Below are 11587 nucleotides of genomic sequence, written 5' to 3' on the forward strand. Positions count from 1 at the left end.
ATGGAACTTGGCTTAGAAGATGTTTGAAAAGTCATGATTGATGTATCAAATATTTTTACCCCACCCTAACCCTCCCCTTTATAAGGGGAGGGAACTAGATTTTATTGTTTCGCCCCTTACCAAGGGGGGATTAAGGGGGGTAATTAAAATCACAGTTAACCACTTTTCAAACAAACTCTTACCAAGAACAGAACAAGAAAGCAAATTTGACAGATTTCAAGAGTGGATACAAGCAAAATTTAATATTACGTCATCTCAGGGTTGGGATAGTATAATCCTTTTTTATTCTGTAGATGAAAGAGATGCATTTGAAAAATTTTTAATTTGTATCAACAATTTATTAGCGGGGAGAGTCCCTGAAGTAGTTATGTTTGCACGCCAAATTCCTCTACATCTACTCCCCAATTAACCCAGCGAATTGCTTCACGTGCTGAGTTAATATTCGGCGGAACTCGCAAGGCGTGAATAAAGCCTGTACTTGGGCAAGTCATTTTTAATAAAGAAATTGGTTCTTCATCAACATCAGCATCAATTTTTAATAGCGTGTATTCAGCCCAAGTATCTAATTCAATAGCTTGTAATTCTTGGCAAATTCGAGCGTAACCAATACCTTGAATTAATACTCGGCGTAGTTCGGCATTTTTCTCTGATAAAAGCCATTGAGGTTGCCATTGCTGGGGGTGGATTTTGCCGTATTTTTCAGGTAAGGTTACGCCGTGGTAGGAGTAGAGGCTATATCCATCAATAAATTCAATAGCGGGTTTGCCTTCAGCGTGGAGACGATTTTGATTATCGAAGCGCAAGTGAAGGGGGCGATCGCAGATAATTGCTACTTTTTCAAAAGCGAAAATCCAACCACATTCTGTTATTAATGATTGGTAGTGCTGGAATTTTTCCACATCATAATCAAAATTTAAAACCTTAAAATAAAAATCATATACACTACCTACTGTAGTATTTTTATCTGGTTGCCACGATTTCCAATAAACGTTCCCTATATGAGAATCTAAACGTTTTCGTAAAAAAAACCACAATCGCTTTCCAATCCGGTTTTGTAATTTTGTCCCAGGTTGGTTTTGTAACTTTTCATATATTTCGATAATGAGTTCTGGAATGAGATGTGTATAGAATAGTCCATGTTCGTAATCCCAACCTTGACTATCCAATTCCAAATAAAGACAATCATATATTTTAGTATCTGGTATTGGCTGAAATATTGGTGAATCTATTAATTCATAAAAAAAGTCTATTTGCTTACCGAGGAGTTTTGGTAGAGGGTGAAAAACTTTTTGTTGCTTTTTTATTCGGCTTGCAGATGATTTATTTAATCTACTAATAATAGGAAATTCAAATTCCTGTATCAATTGGTCAAATTTATACAAAAATATCTCACTGAAAGCAGCATACGGGCTATCACAAAAAATAATCTTCGGTACTTCAAAGCCAAAAGCAGTATAAGCAAATTTTAAGGCTTCAGAGGCTTTTTCACGATCGATTCTCTCAGTTGAAAATGCAACTTTTCGCCACTTCTCCCGATAAACTGGAATCAAAGCTTCTTGCTCAGGCGTTAAATTCTTAATCAGCGACATAATGCCAACCTTCAGGCTCATATTCTCGCTGAATTTTCACCATCCAGTTACCTTGGGGAATAGAAATCGCTTTATGCTCCTCATGAGATAGCAATGCCGACTGTGAAAAAACTCGTAAATACAGCGTGCTATCTTTTTCGTATAATTCTGCCTTGCCTTCAGTAATTCGATGTTTATGACCCGTAACTTCGCCTTCTGCCAAAGTTAAATGAGGTATTTTTTGTCCTTCAACCTGCTCCACAGGCAGTAATATGACATCACCTTGACGAATTGGTAGCATGATTTTGCTTTCCTGACATGGGCATAAACCCACTTCGCTTTTTTGCTTGAGTTTGGTTTAATTTTGGCACAAGCTCTTAATAATTGGGCATGGGGCATTGGGTATGGGGCATTGGGTATGGGGCAAGGGGCAAAGGGCAAAGGGCAAAGCAGAGAAGAAAGATCCCTCCTTTTACCTTTCCCCAAGGCGTTGCCATCTCCCCACTCCCTCATTCAACTTGCGGAGTATTTTAAAAACTCTACTCGCCAATTATGCGATAGATAAGTTAAAGATTGAAATAGCTGGAAATTCACATCTAGCTTTCCCTCTCCTATACTCTGGGAAGGACTGTACCCTAAGTTAGGGTGGATTTTCTCCCAAGCGGGCAGTTTGTGTGAGGATTAAATCACCACCCTAAGCGTGACGTTTTATCTTGACAATTTGTAAAAATTACCTCAATTTGACTGTTTAGCTTAGCAGCTATTCTTTTTTTTGAAATTTCCATGTCAACTCTCGTCATCGTCGAATCTCCAACCAAAGCTCGTACCATTCGCAACTACTTGCCATCAGACTATAAGGTAGAGGCGTCTATGGGTCATGTACGTGACCTCCCCCAGTCGGCTACTGAAATTCCCGCCGCCGTCAAAGGGGAAAAATGGGCGCAGCTAGGGGTAAATGTGGACGCCGACTTTGAACCGGTATATGTTGTCCCGAAAGACAAAAAGAAAATTGTCACTCAGCTCAAGGATGCACTTAAAGATGCAGATGAACTGATTCTGGCAACAGACGAAGACCGGGAAGGTGAAAGCATTAGTTGGCATTTATACCAATTGCTGAAACCGAAAGTTCCGACTAAGCGGATGGTGTTTCACGAAATTACTCAAGATGCCATCAAAAAAGCGCTGAAAAACTGCCGCAATATCGATGAGCAGTTGGTTCGCGCCCAAGAAACGCGGCGAATCTTAGACCGATTAGTGGGTTATACTTTGTCTCCGCTGCTATGGAAAAAAATCGCCTGGGGATTATCTGCTGGGCGAGTGCAGTCTGTAGCGGTGCGACTTTTGGTGACCAAGGAACGCCAGCGTCGGGCTTTCCATGAAGGTACTTACTGGGATTTAAAAGCCAGTTTAGAAAAGGATAAAACACCCTTTGCTGCCCAGTTGGTGACGCTAGGAGGAACCAAAATCGCTAGTGGCGGCGATTTTGACCCTGCAACCGGACAAATTGTCCAAGGTCGCAATGTTTTGTTGCTCAATGAAGAACAAGCCCTAGCCCTGAAGGAACGCCTGACTGGGAAAACTTGGAGTGTCACTGACATCGAAGAACGCCCAGTAACGCGTAAACCAGCACCACCGTTCACGACCTCGACCCTACAACAAGAATCTAACCGGAAACTGCGCCTCTCAGCCCGCGATACGATGCGAATTGCCCAGAATTTGTACGAACAGGGGTATATTACCTATATGCGGACAGATTCGGTGCATTTGTCAGATCAAGCGATCGCCGCTGCTAGAAGTTGTGTAGAAAAACTCTACGGTCAAAAATATCTCAGCCCCCAGCCCCGGCAATACACCACCAAATCCAAAGGCGCACAAGAAGCACACGAAGCAATTCGTCCGGCAGGTAGCACTTTCCGCACTCCCCAAGAAACCGGTTTGGGCGGTCGCGAACTCGCTGTCTACGATTTGATTTGGAAACGTACCGTCGCCTGCCAAATGGCTGATTCTCGGCAAACCCAAATTTCCGTACAATTGCAAGTCGAAGACGCTGGTTTTCGTTCTTCTGGCAAGCGCATTGAATTTCCGGGATACCTACGCGCTTATGTTGAAGGCTCAGACGACCCAGAAGCAGCGCTAGAAGACCAAGAAGTAATTTTACCTAGTCTGAAAGTGGGCGATCGCCCCAATTGTACCCAACTGGAAGCCGTTGGTCACGAAACTCAACCCCCGGCTAGGTACACCGAAGCTACTCTAGTAAAAACCTTAGAAAGTGAAGGTATCGGTCGTCCCAGTACCTACGCCAGCATCATTGGTACCATTATCGACAAGGGTTACGCCCAATTGGTAAATAACGCCCTTATACCTACCTTCACAGCTTTCGCCGTCACAGACTTGCTGGAAAAACATTTCCCCGATATCGTCGATCCCAGCTTTACCTCAAAAATGGAGCAAACCCTCGACGACATCGCCACAGGTGAAGCTAAATGGCTACCCTACCTCCAGAAATTTTATTTGGGAGACAAAGGTCTAGAAACCCTAGTCAAGGAACAGGAAAGCCAAATTGATGCCTCTAAAGCCAGAACTGTAGAACTAGAAAATTTAGCAGCCAAAGTCCGCATTGGTAAATATGGCCCTTACATTGAAGTTGAAAATGGTGAAGGTGTTGTCACTGCCTCAATTCCCAAAGACTTGACACCAGCTGACCTCGACCCCAAACAGGTAGAAGTATTGCTGCGGCAAAAAACCACCGGCCCAGACCAAGTAGGACGCCATCCCGAAACTGGCGAACCAATTTATGTGAAAATTGGTGCCTATGGCCCTTATGTCCAATTAGGGGACAAGTCCGAGGAAAATCCCAAACCGAAACAAGCTTCTCTACCCAAAGGCGTCACCCCAGAAAACGTTACCCTGGAAATGGCTGTTGGTCTGTTAGCACTACCCCGGACATTAGGAACTCATCCAGTTACTGGCAGCAAAATTCAAGCGAGTTTGGGACGCTTTGGCCCCTATATCGTTCACGACCAGGGTAAGGAAGGAAAAGATTATCGCTCCCTGAAAGCTGGAGATAATGTATTGACAGTCACCCTGGAACGTGCATTGGAGTTATTATCCGAGCCAAAAAAGGGACGCAGTTCCACCAACAGCAAGTCCAAGGCAGCTTTACGCGAATTGGGTACACATCCAGAAGACGACGACCCAGTGAATATCTACGACGGCCCCTATGGCCCTTACATCAAGCATGGCAAAACTAATGCCAGAATCCCAGAGGGTCAATCTGTAGAAGATATAACGCTGGCTATGGCTTTGGAATTGTTGGCTGCTAAAGCTGGGACAGGAAAATCCACTCGCAAAACTACAAAATCAACAACTTCTAAATCTAAGTCAACTGCATCTAAGTCAACAGCGAAGTCATCGACCACAGCGACGAAGAAAAAGACGGCAGAAGGCTAACAATTGAAGATTTGAGATTTGGGATAATTTACTGAGCAACCTTGCAAAGTTCAAAATTTTCTTGATCCATCCCCCAATCTGAAACCAGCAGATTTTAGCTTGATAAATTAGCAGCTCCCCTTGACTCTTGACCCTAGATACCCATCCCTGGTAGGATGCAGTTCTATAGGTTGCAAGTGTGATACTCTAAAAAGTATGGGAAAACACAACCCCAAATTTTAGAAGTGGCTAATGTCCCAAAAACGGGATTGTGTATGAGCTACGTTAAAAGCTAGAGGTGCAAAAGTACGCAACTTAATGCGTAATTGTTAATCAAAATTGAGGTAGTATCTCAGGAGCGGTCAGTTCATGGACTATATAGAAAAGGTGCTAGAAAAGCTTAAGGAATTAGCACGCAGGCTAATTGAGAGCCTTTTAGGGCCAGAGGTTGAGCCGGAACCGGAACTGATTCCGATTCCTGTGAACGATCGCTCACGCCGTCGCTAGTAGCCCCAAAAGTGGTAACCTCGACTTTAGAACCCTTAAGTATTCTGGCACTGCACGGGCCAAACTTAAACTTGCTAGGACAGCGAGAACCAGGAATTTATGGCTCGTTGACATTAGCGGAAATTAACCGCCTGTTAGAAGAAGAAGGATTAAAATTACAGGCGAAAATTTTTCCCTTGCAGTCGAATCATGAAGGAATTTTGGTGGATGCTATTCATCAAGCATGGGGGCAACATCAAGGAATTTTAATTAATGCAGGGGCATATACCCACACAAGTGTGGCATTGCGAGATGCGATCGCTGCCGTAAACTTGCCTACAGTAGAAGTACATCTAAGTAATATTTATCGTCGGGAAGATTTCCGCCATCACTCTTACATAGCCCCAGTAGCAATTGGTCAAATCAGTGGTTTTGGCCATCAAAGTTACTTGTTGGGCTTACAAGCATTGGTAAATTATTTAAGAGCTAAGAGTTAGGAGTTAGGAGTTAGGAGTTTGGAGTTTGGAGTTTGGAGTTAGGAGTTAGGAGTTTGGAGTTTGGAGTTAGGAGTTTGGAGTTAGGAGTTTGGAGTTTGGAATTTGGAGTTTGGAATTAGGAGTTTGGAGTTAAGATATGGATGGTGTTGGGCTTACAAGCACTAGTAAATTATTTAAGAGTTAGAAGTTAAAATCTTGATAGCAAAGTCAGGAATTATAAATTTTGATAATTAACTCCTCACTCCTCACTCCTAACTTCTAACTCCTCACTCCTCACTATTTAATGCGTTACTCTCTTATCAGTCGGTTTAGAGGTACTTTATTCGGAGCATTCCTGGGAGGAAGTTTAACCTCTGGTGGTGGAATAGAGCCTCAGAATTACCCCAATTTTGGCAGAATGGCAATTCTCGGTACCCAAAGTTTAATTAACTTGGGTAGATTAGATTTAGATGATTGGATAGCCCGTCAACAACAAGCTTCTCTTGATTTAACTCCAACAGAGATAATTATTGCCACATTACCAGTGGCACTTTTTTATCATGAAAATCCAATTAAGTTACGAAAAAACTTGCTAAGTCTCTTAAAAATCTGGGGTGAAGACCCAGTAGTTAGGGATGGAACCTTAGCAGTAGGATATACCATTGCTTTGGCTTTGACTGAGAAACTCGATCCCCTGACACTGATTCCCGAAACAATTGCCTTCCTGCAAGAAACGCCCACTTCAATACCGAAAAAATTATTAAGAATTCAGAATTTATTAGCACAAGGCGCTGGATTAGAAAGGGTACAAGCTGAGTTTACTGGTAAAGAAACGCTCAATAACACAATTGCCATTGCATTTTATTGTTTTCTGAGTACATTAGAAGACTTTCGTCTTGCAGTTTTGCGAGCGACTCACAAAGGTGATTCCAAACAACAAGCCACGCATCTGATAGCATACTCTACGGGTGTAATTACAGCTGCTTTATCAGGTGCCTATAACACTACAGCAGGAATGCCTTTAAATTGGCGAGTCTTGTTTTTAGAAAACAACTCTCCAACGTCCGAATTAACAAGCTTTGAGGAAATGTTAGAATTGGCTGATGCACTTGTGGCTGTGTGGTCGGGATTGTATAATAGCATCCGCTTAGATCCTAAAAAGTTAACAGAGGAGGAATGTGCCATCTCCAAGGCAGCTTTGCTTTCAGTTTACGCAGCTCCTCGTGTTATTCGGTTGCGTTAATACTATTTTCAGCGAACAACAGTGCGGATGCCAAACTCGCAATATTGAAAGTATCCTATACTAATATTTTTCAGTAAACCCTCGATTTGTTTCTGTAGCTAACTTCCGCAACCGTAGTTGCAGTAGTAGCCGCAGATCTAAATTTCCTGATGATTGTTTTGTCTTGAGCTAAGCTAATGAACATTCAAGTTTCATATAACCAGGTTTGAAGCCGCTGACTTTATGTTCGGTTGAAAACTTATCATTAGGGCTGACGCTCTAAAGTTCAGAAACTTAATTGACACTCTTGTGCCTACAACAACAGGAGATTCTTGCTTCAACGGCGTTACTCAAGCCAGAGGTGGTTCTTTTTTCAAGCTTTAACTTCCGGTAGCCCTACTGTGATTTGCATGGCTGCAAAAACTTTAAAGTTAAATGCTGATGGTCTAGCCCCCTTGTTTGCTTAGGGTTCCTAAGGATAGATTTAACCATCCTGGAAAAATCAACATCGTTAACTTATCAAAGTCAGCAATTGCAGGCAGAGATAATGAAAACCACAGAGCCATTTTTGCAGTTCTTGACCCAGCAATTGTCTTACTGGCGGCGATGGTACAGATTGCTACGCCGTAAAGGAAAGCTATTTAAAGGCACAAGCCATAGAAGGGAACTTGTAAAAGCTATCTTCAGAAATGTAATCTTGTTTGTCTCAAAAAGCAATGACAAAAGCGATCGCCAAAAACAAAAAAGAGCGCTAAATTTAATGGCAAAATCAGCTAACACTCACAGTAGTATTTATACAGTTGTTTGCAACTGGATACATGGAAAGCGTTGCTTTGTCATTTTAGCGATCGCTATAGTATCTCTTACAGGTGTAATTGGTAATAGATTATACAATCAAACTCAAATACAAATTGGCAATCCAGCACCACAGACAATTAGAGCGCCGTATACAGATAGCATTGAAGATAAGAAAAAAACAGAAGCTGAGCGTAAAGCTGCTAGTAAAGGCTTTATAGCAGTATTGATGATCGATGTACAAATGAACGATCGCATCAATGAAAATTTACAAAAACTTCTAGATAATGGTGATGAAATTCGTACCATTGCAGGAGCCTTTCCGTTTTTTGATACTACAGCTTTGTCTCAATTTAGCCAGCACTACCTCCGTTCTTGTTCTGAGTCGGAATGGCAAGCAGTGATACTGGCTCTGGAAAATCATCGAAACCAGCAACGAAAAATCACAGGACGAAGTGCTGCTGTAACTAATCAAGTACTACCCAAAGAAAATTCTCTGTTGAGCGAAGTCAGTCAAAATACTGACTCTATTCAAGCAATAAAAGAACTAGAAGCTTACCAACTGACAAATTCTGAGAAAAGCTTTGCCTCACTGATTGCCCAAATTTCCGCAGCACGTCAAAAATACACTCAAGCTACTGCCAAACTCTTACAGTTGGAGAGTGTTAGTCCTGAAACAATATATGAGGAATCTTTGCTCTTAAACTTGTCAGATGCTAACTGGGAAAATACACAATTGGGAATCCATCAAAGTGCAGAGCGCATTCTCACTCAAGGCATCCCCCAAGGACTGCCACAAAATATTCTACAAGATGCAATCAACTTACAAATCCAGACCTTTGTCCCAGAAGATGCCGAACCATTAGCCAGCAAAGTCTTATTAGCTGTACTTCAGCCAAATCTGCAAAAAGATGAGGAAAAAACCAGAGAAAAAGCTCAAAAAGCTGCCGCTGGGGTGTCGCCTGTAATGGTGAATGTACGGCAAGGTCAGGTGATTGTCAAACAAGGAGAGCAGATTAGTGCCTGGGATTTTGAGGTATTACAGCATTATCATTTGATTCGCCGTCAAGTGAAGTGGGTGGAATTGGTGAAATTAGGATGCATTGTTACTGTTGCCATTGGCATTTTTGTCTGGGTAGAACGACATATTGATTGCCAATTACGACAACGCGATCGCCTATTGGTGTTACTCCTCACTTTGAGTGTACCAGGAGTCATCGTTATGGGATTACCCTACACTACTTGGAGTGCCCTTGGTTTACTGTTGGGTAGCTTCTACGGCCATACTTTGGGATTGACAGTTGTGGCACTGCTGTCACCAATATTAGCCATCAGCTTGGATATGAGCAAAGCTGCGCTTTTAGCTGGTGTAGGCGGAGGAATCTTAGGTAGTTGCATCGCCCAAAGACTGCGATCGCGTGAGGAATTGGCTTTATTAGGCGTGGCTATCGCTTTAACTCAAGGCGGTATTTACTTGATTGTCAAAGTCTTAATTGGCCAAGTATTTGGTTCAACTTGGTATATCGTCCTCCGAGAAGCAGGGTTATTTGCTTCGTCAGGCTTTGTTTGGAGTGTCATCGCTTTAGGTTTGAGTCCTTATTTGGAAAGATTTTTTGATTTAGTCACTCCCATCCGCCTCGCAGAGTTGGCAAACCCAAACCGTCCTTTATTGAAAAGACTTGCCACTGAAACTCCGGGAACTTTTCAACACACGCTATTTGTGGCTACCCTGGCTGAAGCTGCTGCCAAACAATTAGGATGCAATGTTGAATTAGTCAGAGCTGGTGCATTATACCATGATATTGGAAAAATGCACGACCCTCTGGGATTTATTGAAAATCAAATGGGGGGGCCGAATAAACACGATACAGAAATTAAAGACCCTTGGAAAAGTGCAGAAATTATCAAAAAGCACGTCAGTGAAGGATTAGTGATGGCGCGTAAACACCTTTTACCTACAGCCATTCAAGCTTTTATTCCAGAACATCAGGGAACAATGCTGATTGCTTATTTTTATCACCAAGCCCAGCAAATGGCTCAAGAAGATCCAAATGTAAGGGTAAATGAAGCAGATTTCCGCTACGACGGGCCGATTCCCCAGTCACGGGAAACAGGAATTGTCATGCTGGCGGATGCTTGCGAAGCGGCGCTGCGATCGCTCGAAGCATCTAGCAAACGTCCGCTACCACTGAAGGGAAGCAAGGTAGGTGAAGGAGAAGAAAAGCGATCGGCTAAAGATGTCTCCGCAGAACAAGCTTTAACAATGCTGAACAATATTTTGCGTGCCAGATGGCAAGACAATCAACTCATAGATTCTGGGTTAACGCGGGAAGAAATGTCAAAAATTGCTCAGATATTTGTGGATGTTTGGCAGCAATTTAATCACAAGCGCATTGCTTATCCTAAGTTGAAGGCTAGTAGCACTGTGCGGAATTCGTAAGTCTTAATACTGATGTTATTCACAATTTTAGCGATCGCCAGATTTAGTTTTAGTAAGTCAAGCTTCATCAACAACCAGAAAAAATTTCTTTTCGTGGACTTTACATTTCAAACCTAATCCAAAGTCCCTAAGAGTCCCTTTTACTCATTAATTCTCAGTAGATCGCACAGCGGCCAAAATAAAATTGACTGCTGCTTGGGTATGCTGTTGAATCATTTCTGGACTTAGCAGTTCTAAATCCGGTCTAGTGTGCTTAATGTTTTCGTAAGCATTGAAGTATAAATTACAAACGCCAATAATATGTATGGTGGTGAGAAATGGATCGAGTTGACGAAAACAACCCTCTGCCATGCCCCTTTCTAAAATTTTGATGAGATACGCAAAATTTTCTTGCCAATTTCCCTGTTTAAAATACTTTCCCTGCCAACCAGCATATACAAATCATCAGCTATTACGTTTAAAAACTGCACAATCATTCATTAGGTTTGTTGACACTTGACAGTCAACAGCTAACATGAAAATATATGTAATTCAAATGCGTAAGAGCTTAGTGAATTAGTTTTAAGGAACTCCGAAAAATAAATTATTCCGGTTCAGGTTGTTGACTCTCAACCGTCAACAGTCTTCCATACAATGTTTTTTACGAAGAATAAAAACCCCTGGTGGTTAACCAGAGGTAATGCAAGTCAGTACTTTTCGCATGGAATGTATCCTACTTCCATACCATAGCAAGCCTCTAATTGACCCATCTGCCATTTTGCCAAACAAAAAAGCCCCCAGTGGTAACCTGAGGGTTAATTTTTTGGAATAGCGGTAATCTACAAAGCTATTATTCCCAGGTAAGTAGGCGATCCAACCAAAATAGAACTATAAATTTCTATGTATGTGGGTAGATGCAGCATATTTTGAGCTTCGCTGCTTACCTTTAAATAAGTAAAACTAATGATTAAAACTAGTTTTCCAAAATTCACAGCACTTGATTAATTTTTGTAAAGCAGTGTAAAGTATACTCATAGGCGAAAACAAAACCGCCTGATACATACATAAATTCAAACGCAATCATAAAACAATGACAGCAACCATTCAACAGCGCCAAAGCGCCAACGTATGGGGTCGCTTCGCCAACTGGATAACCAGCACCAACAACCGCTTATACATAGGTTGGTTCGGC

Annotated in this window: 8 protein-coding genes; 5 read left to right on the plus strand and 3 right to left on the minus strand. The window is 42.0% G+C overall.

All coding sequences use genetic code 11. The features are described from left to right. Positions 1-365: 365 nt before the first annotated feature. Both GNE10_RS24505 and GNE10_RS24510 read right to left on the minus strand, forming a co-directional pair. Positions 366-1589, minus strand: coding sequence for a DUF6745 domain-containing protein (locus GNE10_RS24505; protein WP_221642978.1), 1224 nt, complete (start codon positions 1587-1589; stop codon positions 366-368). After that, the gene (locus GNE10_RS24510) at positions 1576-1869 is read right to left on the minus strand and encodes a hypothetical protein (RefSeq protein ID WP_185567445.1); all 294 of its coding nucleotides are present in this window, start codon (positions 1867-1869) and stop codon (positions 1576-1578) included. The genes GNE10_RS24505 and GNE10_RS24510 overlap by 14 nt, the downstream gene beginning before the upstream one ends. 482 nt (positions 1870-2351) lie before the next feature. Here GNE10_RS24510 and topA point away from each other — a divergent pair, with 482 nt between their 5' ends. The 5 genes from topA to GNE10_RS24535 all read left to right on the plus strand — a co-directional run bounded on the left by topA (position 2352) and on the right by GNE10_RS24535 (position 10416). Further along, the gene (topA, locus tag GNE10_RS24515; protein WP_185567447.1) at positions 2352-5018 is read left to right on the plus strand and encodes a type I DNA topoisomerase; all 2667 of its coding nucleotides are present in this window, start codon (positions 2352-2354) and stop codon (positions 5016-5018) included. A gap of 348 nt (positions 5019-5366) precedes the next feature. Continuing rightward, positions 5367-5504 carry a hypothetical protein gene (locus GNE10_RS24520; protein WP_180267495.1) on the plus strand — a complete coding sequence of 46 codons (138 nt, stop codon included), beginning with the start codon at positions 5367-5369 and terminating at the stop codon, positions 5502-5504. An 11-nt stretch (positions 5505-5515) separates the two neighbouring features. Then, a complete protein-coding gene (aroQ, locus tag GNE10_RS24525; RefSeq protein WP_185567449.1) occupies positions 5516-5980 on the plus strand; it encodes a type II 3-dehydroquinate dehydratase in 465 nt (154 codons plus the stop codon). A 283-nt stretch (positions 5981-6263) separates the two neighbouring features. Next, complete coding sequence (locus tag GNE10_RS24530) at positions 6264-7202, plus strand: ADP-ribosylglycohydrolase family protein (RefSeq protein ID WP_185567451.1); 939 nt, start codon at positions 6264-6266, stop codon at positions 7200-7202. A gap of 526 nt (positions 7203-7728) precedes the next feature. Then, complete coding sequence (locus tag GNE10_RS24535; RefSeq protein WP_185567453.1) at positions 7729-10416, plus strand: HD family phosphohydrolase; 2688 nt, start codon at positions 7729-7731, stop codon at positions 10414-10416. Between the two features lie 147 nt (positions 10417-10563). On the opposite strand, the gene GNE10_RS24540 is transcribed toward GNE10_RS24535, so the two are convergent. After that, complete coding sequence (locus GNE10_RS24540) at positions 10564-10788, minus strand: hypothetical protein (protein WP_311774846.1); 225 nt, start codon at positions 10786-10788, stop codon at positions 10564-10566. Between the last annotated feature and the right edge of the window lie 799 nt (positions 10789-11587).

Source organism: Nostoc sp. 2RC (assembly GCF_014222165.1).
Classification (GTDB): domain Bacteria; phylum Cyanobacteriota; class Cyanobacteriia; order Cyanobacteriales; family Nostocaceae; genus Nostoc; species Nostoc linckia.